15 protein-coding genes are annotated in these 16,906 nt (G+C 74.1%); all 15 read left to right on the top strand.

Annotated elements, in window-relative coordinates; genetic code table 11:
* Positions 1-1,086, top strand: a 1,086-nt coding sequence (locus R7226_RS27870; RefSeq protein ID WP_318600694.1) for a glycoside hydrolase family 3 N-terminal domain-containing protein, incomplete at its 5' end; no start/stop codon positions are given.
* A gap of 73 nt (positions 1,087-1,159) precedes the next feature.
* Positions 1,160-1,360 (top strand): 50S ribosomal protein L35, encoded by a 201-nt coding sequence (gene rpmI / locus R7226_RS27865; protein WP_318600692.1) that lies wholly within the window; start codon positions 1,160-1,162, stop codon positions 1,358-1,360.
* Complete coding sequence (rplT, locus tag R7226_RS27860; protein WP_318600691.1) at positions 1,357-1,722, top strand: 50S ribosomal protein L20; 366 nt, start codon at positions 1,357-1,359, stop codon at positions 1,720-1,722. Before rpmI ends, rplT begins: the two co-directional genes overlap by 4 nt.
* Before the next feature lie 149 nt (positions 1,723-1,871).
* Positions 1,872-2,606 (top strand): TrmH family RNA methyltransferase, encoded by a 735-nt coding sequence (locus R7226_RS27855; protein WP_318600689.1) that lies wholly within the window; start codon positions 1,872-1,874, stop codon positions 2,604-2,606.
* A complete protein-coding gene (pheS, locus tag R7226_RS27850) occupies positions 2,603-3,652 on the top strand; it encodes a phenylalanine--tRNA ligase subunit alpha (protein WP_318600687.1) in 1,050 nt (349 codons plus the stop codon). The genes R7226_RS27855 and pheS overlap by 4 nt, the downstream gene beginning before the upstream one ends.
* 16 nt (positions 3,653-3,668) lie before the next feature.
* Entirely contained in the window at positions 3,669-6,098 is a 2,430-nt protein-coding gene (gene pheT, locus R7226_RS27845; RefSeq protein ID WP_318600685.1) for a phenylalanine--tRNA ligase subunit beta, read from the top strand.
* A complete protein-coding gene (gene argC, locus R7226_RS27840) occupies positions 6,091-7,104 on the top strand; it encodes an N-acetyl-gamma-glutamyl-phosphate reductase (protein ID WP_318600683.1) in 1,014 nt (337 codons plus the stop codon). Before pheT ends, argC begins: the two co-directional genes overlap by 8 nt.
* Positions 7,101-8,342, top strand: a complete 1,242-nt coding sequence (gene argJ / locus R7226_RS27835) for a bifunctional glutamate N-acetyltransferase/amino-acid acetyltransferase ArgJ (RefSeq protein ID WP_318600681.1) — start codon at positions 7,101-7,103, stop codon at positions 8,340-8,342. The genes argC and argJ overlap by 4 nt, the downstream gene beginning before the upstream one ends.
* Position 8,343: 1 nt before the next feature.
* A complete protein-coding gene (gene argB, locus R7226_RS27830) occupies positions 8,344-9,222 on the top strand; it encodes an acetylglutamate kinase (protein ID WP_318600679.1) in 879 nt (292 codons plus the stop codon).
* Positions 9,223-9,245: 23 nt separating this feature from the next.
* The gene (locus R7226_RS27825) at positions 9,246-10,394 is read left to right on the top strand and encodes an aspartate aminotransferase family protein (RefSeq protein WP_318600677.1); all 1,149 of its coding nucleotides are present in this window, start codon (positions 9,246-9,248) and stop codon (positions 10,392-10,394) included.
* A 108-nt stretch (positions 10,395-10,502) separates the two neighbouring features.
* Positions 10,503-11,078: a response regulator gene (locus tag R7226_RS27820; RefSeq protein ID WP_318600675.1), complete on the top strand. Its 576-nt coding sequence runs from the start codon at positions 10,503-10,505 to the stop codon at positions 11,076-11,078.
* Between the two features lie 71 nt (positions 11,079-11,149).
* Positions 11,150-12,442, top strand: coding sequence for an argininosuccinate synthase (locus tag R7226_RS27815; RefSeq protein WP_318600673.1), 1,293 nt, complete (start codon positions 11,150-11,152; stop codon positions 12,440-12,442).
* Positions 12,443-12,486: 44 nt separating this feature from the next.
* Positions 12,487-12,657 (top strand): hypothetical protein, encoded by a 171-nt coding sequence (locus R7226_RS27810; protein WP_318600671.1) that lies wholly within the window; start codon positions 12,487-12,489, stop codon positions 12,655-12,657.
* Between the two features lie 180 nt (positions 12,658-12,837).
* Entirely contained in the window at positions 12,838-15,819 is a 2,982-nt protein-coding gene (locus R7226_RS27805) for a hypothetical protein (protein ID WP_318600669.1), read from the top strand.
* Between the two features lie 181 nt (positions 15,820-16,000).
* On the top strand, positions 16,001-16,906 hold a 906-nt coding region (locus tag R7226_RS27800; RefSeq protein WP_318600667.1), incomplete at its 3' end, for an alpha/beta hydrolase fold domain-containing protein.

Raw genomic sequence — 16,906 nt, 5'->3', positions numbered from 1 at the left:
CGCGCCGTCGCGCCCAGCGCCAGCGCTTCGCCCGCGCGCGCCGCCGCGCCTGCCGCCGCCGCCCAGGCGACCGGCTCGCCGGCCGCCTCGCTGACGCTGCGCCAGGCCGTCGGCCAGCGCGTGATCGGCTCGCTGCCGGGCACCACCGTGCCCGACACGCTCGCGCGCAAGATCCGCCGCGGCGAGCTGGGCGGCGTGATCCTCTTCGCCCGCAATGTCGGCACGCGCGCGCAGCTGAGCGCGCTGACCGCCCGCCTCCAGCAGGAGCGCCGCCGCGGCCCGCGCGCGCTGCGCGACCGCCCGCTGCTGATCATGATCGACCAGGAGGGCGGGCTCGTGAAGCGGCTGCCGGGTGCGCCGCAGCTCTCCCCGGTGCAGGTCGCCGCGCGCGGCAGCGCGTCGCTCGCGCGCCGCACCGGCGTCGCGACGGCGGCCAACCTCAGAGGGGTCGGCGTCAACGTCAACCTGGCGCCGGTGCTCGACCTCGGCCTGCCGGGCTCGAGCGTGCTGGAGCTGGGGCGGACCTACGGCGCCACGCCGCAGCAGGTCAGCAGCCTCGGCGGCGCCTTCGCGGACGGCCTCAGAGCCGGCGGCGTGCTCGCCAGCGCCAAGCACTTCCCCGGCCTGGGTCGCGGCGGCCACGACGAGGACCTGCGCCTCAACCGCATCGACGTGCCGCTGGCGACGCTGCGCGCGACCGACGAGGTCCCCTTCAGAGCGGCCGCGCGCCGCGGGATCCCGCTCGTGATGGTCTCGACCGGCGTCTACCCGGCACTCGACGGCGACCGGCCCGCGATGTTCTCGCAGCGGATCACGACGACGGAGCTGCGCGACGTCGTCGGCTTCGACGGTGCGATCGTCACCGACGACCTCGAAGTCCCGGCGATCGCCCACCTCAGCCCCGAGCGCAAGGCGCTCGCGGCCGTCCGCGCCGGCAACGACCTGCTGCTGTTCTGCCAGACCGAGGCGGCCGCCGACCGCGGCGCCGCGGCGCTGGTGCGGGCGGTGCAGCGCGGGCAGCTCCCGCGTGCGACGATCGACGCCGGCGCCGACCGTGCGCTCGCACTGCGCGCCTCGCTGCGCTGAACGCCCGCCGAACCCCGCCGGGAGCAGGGCAAACCGCAGCGACTCGCGGAGTTTGCTTTACTTCTCCGTCCCAATGCCCAAGATGAAGACTCATTCCGGCGCCAAGAAGCGCTTCAAGGTGACCGCCAAGGGCAAGGTCCGTGGTCGTCACGCCTTCACCAGCCACATCCTGGAGAAGAAGTCGCCGAAGCGTAAGCGCGCGCTCGGTCGTCCCGCGATCATGTCCGACCACGATGCACCGCGCATCAAGAAGCTGCTCGGGGTGGGCAAGTGACCCGCGTCAAGCGCTCCGTTCACGCGCGCAAGAAGCGCCGTGAAGTCCTGGAGATGACGAGAGGCTTCCGTGGCGAAGCCAACTCGAACTACAGACGCGCGAAGGAAGCCCTCCTCAAGGCGGACCAGTACCGCTACCGCGATCGCCGCAACCGCAAGCGCGACTTCCGTCGCCTGTGGATCACGCGCATCAACGCGGCCGCGCGCATCAACGATCTTTCGTACTCGCAGTTCATGCACGGCCTGAACCTGGCCGGCGTCGAAGTCGATCGCAAGATCCTCGCCGACATCGCCGTGCGCGATGCCGACGCCTTCCGACGTTACGCCGACAAGGCCCGCGAGGCGCTGGCGGCGGCTGCGTAAGCACCCCACACCAGCTTCTCCCCGATCGGGCGCCGACTCCTCTTGGACGGCGCCCTTTCTGTTTTAAGCGCGCCGATCGCGCCGCCGCCCGATCGGACGCAGCACGACCCGCAGGACCGCAGCTCCTGACACCGAAGCCAGAGCGACCGATGCCACCGATCACCTCACCCCAGAACGAACGCCTCAAGGATCTCCGCCGGCTCGCGCGCAAGCGCGGCCGCGACGAGATGGGGCGCTTCGTCGCCGAGGGCGAGGACCTGCTGCAGGCGGCCGACGCCGCCGGCTGGCGCGCGCTGGAGCGTTACTGCGCGACCGGCAGCGGCCTCGGCGGCACCGAGGTCGAGCCCGACGTGCTCCAGCACGTCTCTCAGCTCGGCTCGGGCACGCGCGCGCTGGCCGTCTACGAGCAGCGCTGGGCGCCGGCGCCGCTCGGCCCGCTCGCCGTCTACCTGCACGGGATCGCCGACCCCGGGAACGTCGGCACGGTGCTGCGCAGCGCGCTCGCGTTCGGTGCCGCCTGCGTCGTGCTCGGCCCCGGCTGCGCCGATCCCTTCGGCCCGAAGGCCGTGCGCGCGAGCATGGGCGCGCTGTTCCAGGTGCCGGTCGCGCGCGCCACGTCCGTCGCCGAGCTGCCGGGCGAGACGATCGCGCTCGACGCCCACGCCGACGCTGGCAACCTCGCCGGGCCGCTGACCGCGCCCGCGACGCTGCTGATCGGCGCCGAGCGTGCCGGACTGCCCGCCGAGCTGGTCGCCGCCTGCGACCGCACGGTGCGGATCCCGATCCACTCGGAGTCGCTCAACGCCGCGATGGCGGCGACGATCGCGCTGTACGAGGCAACGCGCGGCCTTGGCGCGCTGGACCATAGGATGGACGCCGCATGATCGAGCGCATCGACGAGCTGAAGAGAGCGGGCGAGGCCGAGGTCTCCGCCGCGACGACGACCGACGCGCTGGAGCAGGCGCGCGTCAGATGGCTCGGCCGCAGAGCCGAGCTGCCCAACATGCTGCGCGGCGTCGCGCAGTTGCCGCCGGAGCAGCGCGGCCCGGTCGGCAAGGCCGCCAACGAGGCGCGCAAGGCGCTGGAGGCGCTGATCGAGGCGCGCAACGGCGCGCTCGCCGCGGCTGAGCTGGACGTGCGGCTCGCCGCCGACCGCGTCGACGTGACGCTGCCGGGCGCGCCGCTGCCGCCGGCCGGCGGCCTGCACCTGCTGAGCCAGACGCGGCGGGAGATCGAGGACGTCTTCGTCGGGATGGGCTTCACTGTCGCCGAGGGTCCCGAGGTCGAGCGCGTCTACTACAACTTCGACGCGCTCAACCACGACGCCGCCCACCCGGCGCGGCTCAAGAGCGACACCTTCTACGTCGCCGACGACGTCGTGCTGCGGACGCACACCTCGCCGATGCAGGTGCGCGCGATGGAGCTGCAGCCGCCGCCGCTGTTCCTGATCGTCCCCGGGCGCGTCTACCGCCGCGACAGCGACGCGACGCACACGCCGCAGTTCCACCAGATCGAGGGCCTCGCCGTCGACGAGGACATCACGCTCGCCGACCTCAAGGGCACGCTGCTGCAGTTCGCGCGCGCGATCTTCGGCGACGAGCGCGAGGTGCGCCTGCGCCCGCACTTCTTCCCCTTCACCGAGCCGAGCGTCGAGATCGACGTCTCCTGCTTCCGCTGCAACGGCAGCGGCCACCTGAAGGACGGCTCGCGCTGCGGCCTCTGCAAGGGCACCGGCTGGATCGAGATCCTCGGCGCCGGCATGGTCGACCCGAACGTCTTCTCCTACGTCAGAGAGCACGGCTACGACCCGGAGAAGATCCAGGGCTTCGCCTTCGGCATGGGCGTCGAGCGGATCGCCTTCCTCAAGCACGGCGTCTCGGATCTGCGCCTCTTCTACGACAACGACCTCCGCTTCCTGCGGCAGTTCTGACGGAGGCCACCTCGCGATGAAGGTCCCGCTTTCCTGGCTCCACGAGCACGTCCATCCCGACCTCGACGCCGCGACGCTCGCCGAGCGGCTCGCGTTGACGGGCACCGAGGTCGAGCGCGTGACGCACCACGGCGTCCCGTCGGGCGACAACTTCGTCGTCGCGCGCGTGCTGGAGGCCGAGCAGCACCCTGACGCCGACCGCCTGCGCGTGACGAAGCTCGACATCGGCGAGGCCGAGCCGGTGCAGGTCGTCTGCGGCGCGCCGAACGCGCGCGCCGGCATCACCGTCGCGCTCGCGCGCCCCGGCGCCCGCCTGCCCGACGGCACGAAGCTGAAGAAGGCGAAGCTGCGCGGCGTCGAGTCGCTGGGGATGATCCTCGGCGAGTCGGAGGTCGACGTCGGCGTCGACCACGCCGGCATCATGGAGCTGCCCGGCGATCTGATCCCCGGTACGCCGCTGGGCAACGTGCTGCCGCTCGAGACCGACGTGCTGGAGCTGGAGATCACGCCCAACCGGCCCGACTGCCTCGGCGTCTACGGCGTCGCGCGCGAGGTCCACGCCGCCACTGGCGCGCCGCTCGGCCCCGCGCCGTGGGAGCACGACGCAGGCTCGGCCGGCCCGCTCGCCGGGATCGACGTGACCGTCGAGACCGACCGCTGCCCGCGCTTCACCGCGCGCGTGTTCGAGAACGTCACCGTCGGCCCCTCGCCCTACTGGCTGAAGGCGCGGCTGATGGCCGCCGGCCAGCGGCCGATCTCCAACGTCGTCGACATCACCAACTACGTGATGCTGCTGACCGGTCAGCCGCTGCACGCCTTCGACCTCGACCGCGTCGCGGGCGGGAAGCTGGTCGTGCGCGACGGGCGCGAGGGCGACACGCTCGAGACGCTCGACGGCGAGACGCGCAGACTCGACGCCGACATGGTCGTGATCTGCGACGCCGACGGCCCCACGTCGCTGGCCGGCGTGATGGGCGGCGCCCGCTCGGAGGTCTCCGACACGACGACGACCGTGCTGCTGGAGTCGGCCGTCTGGGACGGCCCCAACATCCAGCGCACCTCGACGCGGCTGGCGCTGCGCTCGGAGGCGTCGGGCCGCTTCGAGAAGGGGCTCTCGCCGGAGCAGACGCTGGAGGCGCAGACGGTCGCGACGAGGCTGCTGGTCGAGCTGACCGGCGCGACGGTGCGCGAGGGCACGCTCGACGTCGCCGGCCCCTCCGGCTGGGACGGCTCGCACGCGACGATCCGGCTGCGCGACGCGCGCGTCGTCGGCCTGCTCGGCGCCGAGATCCCGCGCACGCGCAGCGCCGAGATCCTGGCCGCGCTCGGCTTCGAGACGGCTGATGCGACCGACGGCATCGACGTGACCGTCCCGCACTTCCGTCGCAACGACGTCACGCGCGAGGCCGACCTGATCGAGGAGGTCGCGCGGATCGACGGCGTCGACAACCTGCCGGCGACGCTGCCGCTGCGGCGCGGCGCCGCCGGGCGGCTGACGCCATGGCAGCAGCTGCGGCGGACCGCCGCCGACACGCTCGCCGGCGCCGGCCTGCACGAGATCATCGGCTGGAGCTGGTCGCCGGCGGAGCTGGCGGACAGACTGCGGCTGCCGGCCGATGACCCGCGCCGCGCCGCGCTCGCGGTCGAGAATCCGATGTCCTCCGACCACGGGCTGCTGCGCACGACGCTGCTCGGCGGCCTGCTCGACGTGGCCCAGCGCAACGTCACGCGCGGCCTCGCCGACGTCGCGATCTTCGAGTCGGGCGCGGTCTTCGTGCCCAGCGGCGACGACGGCCTGCCGCACGAGCCGCATCTGCTCGGCGCGCTGCTGACCGGCGCGCTGCGGCCGCCGAACTGGGTCGAGCCGCAGCCGCCGCAGGCCGACTTCTTCGCCGCCAAGGGCGTGCTCGCGCACCTGCTCGACACGCTGCGCGTCAGCTGGCGGCTGGAGCGCGGCAGCGAGCCGTTCCTGCATCCGGGCCGCTCGGCGCGGGTGATCGTGACCCCGCACGGCGGCGGCGACGAGGCGGTCGTCGGCTGGATCGGCGAGCTGCACCCGTCGATCGCGGCCGAGTGGGACCTGGAGCGGACGGCCGTCTTCATGATCGACCTCAACGTCACGATCGCGGCGGTCCCCGGCCCGGCCGTCTACGCGGACTACACCTCCTTCCCGGAGGTGCGGCAGGACCTCGCGGTCGTGCTGCCCGCCAGCGTCCCGGCCGGCGACGTCGTCGCGGCGGTGCGCGCGGCCGGCGGCCCGCTGCTGGCCGATGCCGGCGTCTTCGACGTGTACAGAGGTACGCAGATCGGCGAGGGCAACGTCTCGCTGGCGCTGCGGCTCGCCTTCCGCGCCCCCGACCGCACGCTGACCGACGAGGAGGTCGGCGAGCGGCGCACGGCGATCGAGGAGGCGCTCGCGCAGCTGGGGGGCAGCCTCCGTGCCTAGCAACGGCGGTCCCAAGGTCTCCGTCTTCGGCGCCTCCGGCTACGCCGGCGCGCTCGCCGCGGCGCTGCTGCAGCGCCACCCGCACTTCCAGCTGAGCGCGATCACCTCGCGCTCCGACGTCGGCCGCAGGCTCGACGACCTCTACCCGCGCCACCGCGTGCCGCTGGCGATGGAGGAGCTCGACCTCGACCGCCACGGCGACGTCGACGCCGCGATCGTCGCCTACCCGCACCATGCCGCCGCGCCGGTCGTCGCCGGCCTGCGCGAGCGCGGCGTGCGCGTGATCGACCTGTCGGCCGACTTCCGCCTGCGCGACGTGCCGACCTACGAGCAGTGGTACGGCGAGCACGCTGCGCCGCAGCTCGTCGAGCACGCCGCCTACGGCCTGCCGGAGCTGGGCTACCGCGAGCGGATCCAGGTCGCCGACGTCGTCGCCAACCCCGGCTGCTTCCCGACCGCCGCGCTGCTCGGGCTCGCCCCGCTGGCGCGTGCCGGGCTGATCGACGACGTCGTGATCGACGCGAAGACGGGCGTCTCCGGCGCCGGCCGGGCCGCGACCGAGAAGACCCACTACGTGACCGTCGACGAGAACGTCGCCGCGTACGGGATCGCCGGCCACCGCCACACGCCCGAGATCGAGCAGGAGCTGGCCGTGCTCGGCGCCGAGGTGATGGTCACCTTCGTGCCGCACCTGCTGCCGCTCGATCAGGGCGAGCTGATCTCGGCGTACGTGAAGCCGACCCGTGAGATCAGCGACGCCGACGTGCGCGAGCTGTACGCCGACCGCTACGCGCACGAGCCGTTCGTCGAGCTGACCGACCGCTCGCCGGGCGTGCGCGACGTGCGCGAGACGAACATCGCGCGGATCACCACGCAGGTCGACGCGCGCAGCGGCCGGATCCTCGTCTTCGCCGCGATCGACAACCTCTGGAAGGGGACGTCGTCGCAGGCGGTCCAGAACCTCAACCTGATGTTCGGCTACGACGAGAGCGAGGGCATCTCGTGAGCGAGTTCTTCGTCTCGCGCTGGGTTCCGCGGCCCGGCCACGTGCAGGAGGACGACCGCGGCGGGCTGCCGCGCGGCTTTCGCGCCGCCGGCGTCTCCGCGCACGTCAAGCCGAGCGGCGCGAAGGACCTCGGCCTGCTCGTCGCCGACGCGCCGGAGACCGTCAGCGCCGCTCGCTTCACGCGCTCCGGCGTGCTCGCCGCGCCCGTGATCGTCAGCCGCGAGCACGCCGACGTCAGCAGGCTGCGCGCCGTCGTCGCCAACAGCGGCAACGCCAACGCCGCGACCGGCAGACAGGGCGTCGACGACGCGCTCGCGACGCAGGCTGCGGCCGCCCAGGTCGCGGGCGTCGAGCAGATCGCGACCGCGGTCGCCTCGACCGGCGTGATCGGCGTGCCGCTGCCGCTGGACCGCCTGCTGGCCGGCCTCGAGGAGGTCAGGGGCGAGCTGCGGACCGACGGCGACCGCGACTTCGCCGAGGCGATCCGCACGACCGACAAGTCGGCCAAGCGCGCCTCGCTCGTCGTCGAGCTGCCCTCCGGCGACGTGCGGCTGACGGCGCAGTGCAAGGGCGCCGGCATGATCCAGCCGAACTTCGCGACGATGCTCTGCTTCGTGCAGACCGACGCGCAGTTGGAGCAGGAGACGGCCGAGCTGCTGCTCGGCGTCACCGTCAAGCGCTCGTTCGACCGGATCTCCGTCGATGGCCAGCTGTCGACCAACGACACCGTCGTGCTGATGGCGAGCGGCACCAGCGGCGTCAAGGTCGAGCCGCTCTCGGAGGACGAGCTGCGGCTCGGCGAGGCGCTCGACGCGCTGCTGCGCCAGCTCGCGCTGATGATCGTCGCCGACGGCGAGGGCTCCAAGCGGACCGGCCGCGTCGTCGTCAGCGGCGAGGACCCGGCCGTGCTCGAGCACGTCGCGCGCGCGGTCGCCAACTCGCCGCTCGTCAAGACGGCGCTGCACGGCGGCGACCCCAACTGGGGCCGGATCGCGCAGGCGGTCGGCGGCGCGCTGCTCGACAGCTCCCCGCTGCACTTCGACATCGCGATCGAGGGCGTCACCGTCTTCGCCGACGGCTCGGCGCTGCGCTTCGACGAGGCGGCGCTGAACGCGGCGGTCCAGCGCGACGAGGTCGAGTACGTCGTCGCGCTGCCGGGCGAGGGCGCGGAGACGGAGGTCTTCTTCTCGGACCTCTCGCACGAGTACGTGACGATCAACGCGGAGTACACGACCTGACATGACGCCGCCCATCCCGCCCCTCTCGCAGCCGCGCGACGTCGACACGCTGCTCGAAGCGCTGCCGTACATCCGCGAGTTCCACGGCAAGACGATCGTCATCAAGTACGGCGGGGCGGCGATGATCGACCCCGAGCTGCGCGAGGAGTTCGCGCGCGACGTGGTGCTGATGAAGTACGTCGGCATCAACCCGATCGTCGTCCATGGCGGCGGCCCCGACATCACCGCGTACATGGAGCGGCTCAACCTGCCGGTCGAGTTCGTCTCCGGCCTGCGCGTCTCCGATGCCGACACGGTCGAGATCGCGAAGATGGTGCTCGTCGGCAAGGTCAACAAGGACATCGTGCTGCGGCTCAACCGCCACGGCCAGCCGGCGGTCGGCCTCTCCGGCGACGACGGCCAGCTCTTCCGCGCCGCCCGCCGCGCCGCGCCCGGCGGCGAGGACATCGGCTTCGTCGGCCGCATCGAGAAGGTCGACACCGACGTGCTGACGCACGTCGCGCAGGACTACATCCCGGTGATCGCCTCCGTCGGCGCCGATCGCGAGGGCAACTCGTACAACATCAACGCGGACGAGGCGGCCGGCGCCGTCGCACGCGCGCTCGGCGCCTACAAGGTGATGTTCCTGACCGACGTGCGCGGCTGGCTGCGCGACCCCGCCGATCCCGACAGCGTGATCAACGAGATCACCGCCGACGACGTCGAGCGCGCGCTGCCCGAGATCTCCGGCGGGATGCGCCCGAAGCTGGCCGCCTGCATCGACGCGATCCACGGCGGCGTCAGCTCCGCGGTGATCGTCGACGGCCGCGTGCCGCACTCGCTCCTGCTGGAGCTGTTCACCGACGCCGGCCTCGGCACGATGGTCAAGCCGGCGATCTGACCCCCCGATCCCAGGAACCCCTGATGTCCCTCAGCCAGTTGCAGGCGCTCGAGTCCGCCCACGTGATCCCGTCGTACGCGCGCAACCCGGTCGAGCTCGTGCGCGGCGAGGGCGCGCGCCTGTGGGACGACGAAGGCCGCGAGTACCTCGACTTCCTCTCCGGCATCTCGGTCCTCAACGTCGGCCACTGCCACCCGGCGGTCGTCGCGGCGGTGCGCGAGCAGGCGGGGACGCTGACGCACACGACCAACCTCTTCTACACCGAGCCGGCGATGCGGCTGGCGCAGCGGCTGGCGACCAGCTCGCTCGGCGGCAAGGTCTTCTTCTGCAACTCCGGCACCGAGGCCAACGAGGCGGCGCTGAAGCTCGTCCGCAAGGCGAAGCCGCGCGGTGAGATCGTCGTCCTGCACGGCGGCTTCCACGGCCGCACCTACGGCTCGCTGAGCGCCACGACGCAGGAGTCCAAGCAGGCGCCGTTCGCACCGCTGGTGCCCGGCTTCGTGCCGATCCAGCCGACCGCCGGGGAGGTCGAGGCGGCCGTCGGGGAGGGCACGGCGGCGGTCCTCGTCGAGCCGATCCAGGGCGAGACCGGGGTCCACGTGCTGTCCGACGAGTTCCTGCTCGCCGCGCGCGCGGCGTGCGACCGCGTCGGCGCCGCGCTCGTCTTCGACGAGGTGCAGACCGGCATGGGGCGGACGGGGACCATGTGGGGCTACGAGCAGACGCCGGTCGTGCCGGACGCGCTGACGAGCGCGAAGGCGCTCGGCGGCGGCCTGCCGATCGGCGCGCTGGTGACCGGCCCGCGGCTCGCTGACGTCTTCGCGCCCGGTGACCACGGCTCGACCTTCGCCGGCGGCCCGCTCGCCGCCGCGGCCGCCAACGCCGCCTTCGACGTGCTGGAGGACCCCGAGCTGCTGGCGCGCGTGCGCGAGCTGGGGGAGCGGCTGCGCGAGCGGCTGGAGGCGCTGCCGGGCACGGCGAACGTGCGCGGCCGCGGGCTGATGGTCGGCTTCGACGTCGCCGACGCGCCGACGGTCGCCAGACGGGCGCTGCTGGAGCAGCGGCTGGTCGTCAACGCGACCGGTCCCGGCACGATCCGCCTGTTGCCGCCGCTGGTCGTCTCCGACGAGCAGCTCGACGACGGCGTCGGGCGCATCGCGGCCGTCATCTGATCTCCGGCTTCTGTGACAGCGGGTGGCGGTGCGCTGACCTGGGAGCGCCGACGCGCCCGCTCGGCGCCGCTCCCGGCCGCTCGCCGGGGTATGGTCTGGGGCAGTCTCGTGATTCGCATCCTGATCGTCGACGACCATCCCGCTGTCCGTGCCGGCCTCGTGGCCGTGCTGCGCAGCGAACCCGGCCTCGTGCCCGTCGGCGCCGCCGCGGAGGAGCAGGAGGGGTGGAGACTGGCGCAGCGCGCGCGGCCTGACCTCGTGCTGCTCGACCTGCACCTGCCGGGCGGCAACAGCCTCGCGCTCTGCCGCCGCATCAAGGCGCTCGATCCGACCACGAAGGTGCTGATCTACTCGGCCTTCGCGCACGACGAGCTGTCGGTCGCCGCGACGCTCGCCGGCGCCGACGGGATGCTCGACAAGACCGAGCCGATGCTGGAGCTGTTCGACGGGATCCGCCGTGTGCACAGGGGCGAGCAGCTGCTCGCGCCGGTCACGCCGGAGCGGCTCCAGGACGTCCAACAGCGGGTCCCGGCCGACGACTGGCCGATCGTCGCGATGCTGCTCGACGGCACCTCCGACGCCGACGTCGCGGCGACGCTCGGCGTGCGCCAGGAGGAGCTGGAGGGGCGCATCGAGCGCCTGCTGGCGCGGCTGGCGCCGACGGCGGCGCGCTCGCGCGCCTGACCCGCCCGGCCGCCCGGCGCCGCGCGGCTCGCGCGCCCCGCCCGCGTGCATCCCGTAAAGTGCGGCCGGCCATGAGCGAGCCCATTCAGACCGAAGTCCACCGCATCGCCGCCGCGCCGGCGCGCACCGCCAGCTACGAGGCCGATCCGGCCGAGGTCAGACGCGTCCTGCTGCTCTACTCGGGCGGGCTCGACACGAGCGTCATGCTCAAGTGGATCGCCGATGAGTACGGGGCGGAGGTCGTCTGCCTCACCGTCAACCTCGGCCAGCCCGGCGAGGACTACGACGCCGTTCGCGACAAGGCGCTCAGAATCGGCGCGATCGACACGCACGTCGTCGACGCCCGCGAGGAGTTCGCCGAGCAGTACATCAAGCCGGCGATCAAGGCCAACGCCCTCTACGGCGGCGGCTACCCGCTCTTCACCGCGCTCGGCCGCCCGCTGATCGCGAAGCTCGCGGTCGAGTACGCGCGCAGAACCGGCTGCGACACGATCGCGCACGGCTGCACCGGCAAGGGCAACGACCAGGTCCGCATCGAGACGACGATCGCGACGCTCGGCCCCGAGCTGAAGGTGATCGCCCCGGTCCGCTCGTGGCAGATGGGCCGCGAGGAGGAGATCGCCTACGCGCGCGAGCACGGGATCCCCGTCAAGGGCGGCACCGAGGTCGCGCCGTACTCGATCGACGACAACCTCTGGGGCCGCTCCTCAGAGGGACGCTGGATCGAGGATCTCTCGCATGCGCCGGAGGACGACGTCTTCCAGCTCGTGACGCGCCCGGAGCTGGCGCCCGACGAGGCCGAGCTGGTCGAACTGGAGTTCGAGGCCGGCGTCCCGGTCGCGCTCAACGGCGAGCGCCTGGGCCTCGTCGAGCTGCTGGAGCGGGTCGCCGAGATCGGCTGCAAGCACGGCGTCGGGATCGTCGACCACATCGAGGACCGCATCGTCGGCCTGAAGGTGCGCGACATCTACGAGGTGCCGGCCGCCGCGATCGTGCTGCCGGCCCACCAGGAGCTCGAGCACCTCGTCGGCACGATCCACCAGAACCAGTTCAAGACGGGCCTCGACCAGAAGTGGGGCTACCTCGTCTACGCCGGTCTGTGGTGGGAGCCGCTGCGCAGCGACATCGACGCCTACCAGGATCGCGTCAACGAGCAGGTGACCGGCAAGATCGGCCTGAAGCTCTACAAGGGCTCGGTGCGCGTCGTCACGCGCGAGTCGCCCAACGCGGTCTACGACGCGACGCTGGCGTCGTTCGCCGAGTCCGGCGGCCTCTTCTCGCAGACCGCGTCGCCCGGCTTCATCGAGCTGTGGTCGCTGCAGTCGCGGATGGCGCACCAGCTGCGCGAGCGCGACGAGTCGTGAGCCCGGCCCGCTTGCCCCTGCGACCGCAGGGGTAAGGTCGGGCCATGTACTACAAGGCGCTCGGCTTCATCGTCTGGAGACTCGGCACGCGCTATCTGCGCAAGCGCTACGGCACGGCGCCGAAGAAGATCGGCGCAGGGGCGCTCGCGGCGGCCGGGATCGCCGGCGCGATCGTGATCGCGCAGCGTCGCCTGAGCCACTCCGGCGAGGCCTGAATAGATCGCTGCCGGGGTTCGCGCGCCGACTCGGCGCGCGAACCTCCGCTGCGTCCGCAGGCTCCGCTGCGCGTTCCTCCGAAGCTCGATGCAGGAGTTCGTGCATCTGCTGCGACGGCGCTGCACGCGTCCGTGACGGGAAGTAGCCTCCGAGGCTTCCCTGTCTGACGCATGCGCCTGATGAGCCCACCCGATCCTCCGCCCGACGACGACGCCCGCTTCGGCGACGCCAACGTCGTCGATCCCGCCGTGCTGGCGGAGCGCCGTGCGCAGCGCGCGGAGCTGGCCGAGCAGGTCGCGGTCCGCCGCGCCGCGGACGCCCAGGCGCTCGCCGCCGAGCTGTCGGCGGAGCGGGCGCGGCTGGAGGCCGAGCTGGAGCAGGCGCGGCTGGAGCCCGAGCGGCTGAGCCGCCTCGTCGCGGACCGCGAGCGGGCGCTGAGAGCCGCCGAGCAGCGCGCGCATGGGGAGGAGGCGCGCCGAATCGAGGCGAGCGAGGCGCTGGCCGAGCAGACGCGCCGGTTCGAGGCCGGCCTCGCGGAGGCGCGCACGCGCGCCGAGCGAGCCGAGGCCGAGCAGCGCGACGCGCTTGCGGGCGCGGCGCGGGCGGAGGCGGAGCAGCGCCAGGCCCGCGAGCAGGCCGCGCGGGCGGAGGCCGAGCAGCAGCGCGCGACCGCTGCCGCGAGCGCCACCGGCGACGAGCTGGAGGCGCGGATCGCGCGTGCCGAGGCGCAGGCACAGGAGTCCGCGTCGCGCGCCGCGCGCGCGGAGTCGCTGACGCACGAGCTGGAGACACGCGCCGCCCGCGCCGAGACGCTGGCCGAGGAGCGGCACGAGGAGTTGGAGCGGGCGAGCGAGCGGGCGCGACAGTCGACCGCGCGCGCCGGCTCCGAGCTGTCGGCGCTGCGCGAGCGCGTGAGCGAGGCCGAGCAGGTCGCCGCTGCGGCCGAGTCGGCCCGGCGCCGCGCCGAGGCGAAGCGGGCCGCCGCGCGCGAGAAGCGCCGCCGCGCCGCCGAGGAGCTGGAGCAGCTGACGCACGAGCTGGCCGCCGCGCGCGCCGAGGCGAGTGCCGCCCGCGAGGGCGCGGACGCGGTCCTCGCCGAGGTCGCCCACGAGCAGGCCGAGCGCGAATCCCTGCGCGCCCAGCTCGCACAGGCCCGCGCCGAGCGCGACGCGATGCGCGCGGAGTTGGAGCGCGGCTCCGCCGCGCCTGCTGGCGGTGACGGCGACGCCGCGCCCGCTGGCGCTGACGCCGCGCGCGCTGACGCAGTGTCCGCTGACGCTGTGCCTGCTGACGCTGTGCCTGCTGACGCTGTGCCTGCTGACGCTGTGCCTGCTGACGCTGTGCCTGCTGACGCTGTGCCTGCTGACGCTGTGCCTGCTGACGCTGTGCCTGCTGACGCCGTGCGCGGCGAGAGCTTCAGCGCTTCCGGGGCCGGCCGTCCCGCCACCGCGAGACCCGCGGCCTCGCCGGTCTCGCTGTCGCTGCTGCGCGCTGAGCTGACGCTCGCGCGAGCGGCGCGCGGGCTGAGCGCGGAGCCCGACGTCGCGAAGGCGCCTGTGACGGCCGCCGCCGCCCCGACGGCCCCGCCGTTGTCGACGCTCGCGCGTGAGCGGCGCATGGTCGAGCAGCGCGCCGCGGCGGCGCCCGGGCAGCGGGTCATCGCCGAGGATGCTCGTCGCCGCGGTCCGGGAGCGCTCCCGCTGCAGTCGACCCAGCCGGCGCGGGCGATACCGGCGACCGCGCTGGCGCTAGAGCGCGAGCGGTCGAGCCGGCTGCAGCAGCAGCTCGACCGTCAGGCGGCGACCGAGCGCGCGCTGCGCGACCAGATCGCCGAGCTGGAGCGGGCCGTCGCATCGCGGATGGACGCCGAGCAGCGGATCGAAGGCGCGCTGAGGCGCGTCCGCGGTGAGCTGGAAGCGGCCAACGCGCTGCGGATGCTGACTGAGCGCGGCTCCCCGACCCGCTCGCTGATACCGGCTGAGCCGACAACGCCCCTGCACGCCAGCTCGACGTCTCGACCGGCGGAGGTCACGCCGTCCGAGCCCGCCGCGCCCGCTGAAGCCGCTGCCGCGCCGCCGATCGCCGCGCCCGCTGACGCCGGACCCGCCAGCGCCCAACCCGCGGACGCCGCGCTCGACGATGCCGCGTCGGCCGACGCCGCCGCGCCGACGCCGCCCAGCGCGGCAGCGACGCCGTCCGCGCCCGCGCCGTCTGATCTGCCGCCGGCTTCGATCCCCGGCTTCGACGCCGACCGCCTCAATGCCGCCCGTGAGCGGCTGCGCGCGACCGCGCCGCTGGAGCAGGACGAGGGCGAGTCCGCGAACGATGAGGCCGCCGACAACACCCCCGCTCCGGCGTCGCGCGAGGCACCGGCGCCGACCGTCCGCCCTGGCCGCACCGCGAGAGCGGCGCCGGCGCAGACGAAGGCGCCGGCCGGTCCGCCCGCCCCATGGCTGCCGCGCGCGCTCAGACGGCTCGCGGCCGAGGATCCGGAGACGGCCGGCCGCATCATCGTCGGGATGCTGCCCGCGCAGGGGCTCGTGACCCAGCGCCAGCTCGCCTACGACCTTGTGCTGTCCGATCGCGGCACGGTCGCGGTCGACGTGCATGACGGCCGCGCGGTCGTCAGACCGCTCGAAGGCCCGCGCCCGTCGCGCGAGCTCGACTTCCGCGTCGCGGCGACCCACGCCGGCCTCGCGAGACTGCTGCTGACGCGGCGCGGCCTGCGGCGGCGCGCCCGCGTCCGCGGCTCCCGCCGCCGCCTGCGCGAGCTGCGCCGGCTGGCGCGTGAACCGTTCGCGCTGCGCGACCTCGCGGCCAGCGGCGCGACGCTGGAGCCGGCGCTGGCGCTGTGGCTCGGCGCACTCGCGATCGACTCCGCCGCCACCTTCGGCCACCGCTTCACGCTCGCGCACGCCCCGCTGCCCGGCGGTCCGCCCGATGCGTGGATGCGGATACAGCACGGCGCGCCGATCGCGGTGCTGCGCACGCGGCCGGGGGAGGAGCCCGCCGTCACGCTGCGCTGCACCAGGGGCGCCCTGCTCGCGCTGCTGGCCGGCATGCCGGTGCCGGCCGGCGAGGGCGCGGCGATCGACGGCGACGTCGCCGCGCTCGACCGCGTGCGCGGCTGGATCCGCCAGACCGAGTTCCCCGGCCCCTGACGGCCGCGGCCGCCGGCTCAGAGCCCGCACCGGGCTCGGTCCGCCGGCGCCGCGCCGCCATGTCCGATTTCTACCAGCGCAAGTTAGCTGCCGCTATAGGGCGCCAAACGAACGCTCCTCCGTGTCGCGCCGCCCCGCCGAACCGGCCCGTCCCGCTCCGCGCCGCGGATAGGCTGGCGCGATGGAGCAGCAGACGCCGTTGAGCGAGCAGTTCCACGGACCTGCCAGCCAGCAGACGCGCGCGCTGGAGCGCACGCTGCGGCGCACGTGGATCCCGCTCGCGCGCACGTGGCGGCTGACGCCGCGCGGGATCCGCCTGCTCAAGCGCGTCACCGACCCGACCGACCGGGTGCCGGTGCTGCGCGGGACGCGCGTCGAGCCGGCGCGGATCGGCGGCCGCCCGGCCGAGTGGGTGCTCGCGCCCCGCGCGCTGACGCAACTCGGCCTCGCCCCCGCCGCGCCCACCGGCGCCGCCGCGCCCGCAGGCGCCAACTCACCCGCCAGCGCCATCGCGCCCGCCTCCCGCGTCGCCACGCCCCCCGCCGTCACGCCGCCCGCCCAAGCCGTGACGCCGCCCACCGCCGGCCCGGTCCCCACCGACGCCCCGATCGTGCTCTACCTGCACGGCGGAGGCTTCGTCTTCGGCTCGCCGCGCACGCATCGCAACCTCGTCTCGCGGATCTCGCACGTGACCGGCATCGCCGCGCTCGCGCTCGACTACCGGCTGCCGCCCGAAGCGACGCTGCCGGCGCCGACCGAGGACGCGCTGGCGGCGTACCGCGAGCTGCTGGCGGCCGGGCGCGACCCGCGGCGGATCGTCGTCGCCGGCGACTCGGCCGGCGGCAACCTCGCGCTCAGCTTGGCGCTGCACGCCGCCGAGGCCGGGCTGCCGCGCCCGGCGGCGCTGGTGCTGCTGTCACCGTGGGCCGACCTGTCGCTGAGCCACGACTCGTTCACGCGCAACGGACTGCTCGACCCGTTCATCCCGCCCGCGGCGCTGCGCCGCTTCGCACGCGTGGCGACCGGCGCGACGCCGAGCGCGCGCGGGACAGGCCGCCGCGCCGCGCCGGCGCCCGCGCTCGACCCC

It is taken from the genome of Conexibacter stalactiti, from assembly GCF_033542075.1.
Lineage (GTDB): Bacteria > Actinomycetota > Thermoleophilia > Solirubrobacterales > Solirubrobacteraceae > Conexibacter > Conexibacter stalactiti.
The sequence above is the reverse complement of the archived record's forward strand: the minus strand, read 5'-3'. Positions and strand labels throughout refer to the sequence as shown.

Bases quoted from the DNA above. Each gene is read 5' to 3' on its own strand.
- R7226_RS27855 (WP_318600689.1), top strand. From the start codon at position 1,872: ATGCCACCGATCACCTCACCCCAGAACGAACGCCTCAAGGATCTCCGC.
- R7226_RS27810 (WP_318600671.1), top strand. From the start codon at position 12,487: ATGTACTACAAGGCGCTCGGCTTCATCGTCTGGAGACTCGGCACGCGC.
- rpmI (WP_318600692.1), top strand. From the start codon at position 1,160: ATGCCCAAGATGAAGACTCATTCCGGCGCCAAGAAGCGCTTCAAGGTG.
- pheS (WP_318600687.1), top strand. From the start codon at position 2,603: ATGATCGAGCGCATCGACGAGCTGAAGAGAGCGGGCGAGGCCGAGGTC.
- argB (WP_318600679.1), top strand. From the start codon at position 8,344: ATGACGCCGCCCATCCCGCCCCTCTCGCAGCCGCGCGACGTCGACACG.
- R7226_RS27825 (WP_318600677.1), top strand. From the start codon at position 9,246: ATGTCCCTCAGCCAGTTGCAGGCGCTCGAGTCCGCCCACGTGATCCCG.
- R7226_RS27815 (WP_318600673.1), top strand. From the start codon at position 11,150: ATGAGCGAGCCCATTCAGACCGAAGTCCACCGCATCGCCGCCGCGCCG.
- R7226_RS27805 (WP_318600669.1), top strand. From the start codon at position 12,838: ATGAGCCCACCCGATCCTCCGCCCGACGACGACGCCCGCTTCGGCGAC.
- pheT (WP_318600685.1), top strand. From the start codon at position 3,669: ATGAAGGTCCCGCTTTCCTGGCTCCACGAGCACGTCCATCCCGACCTC.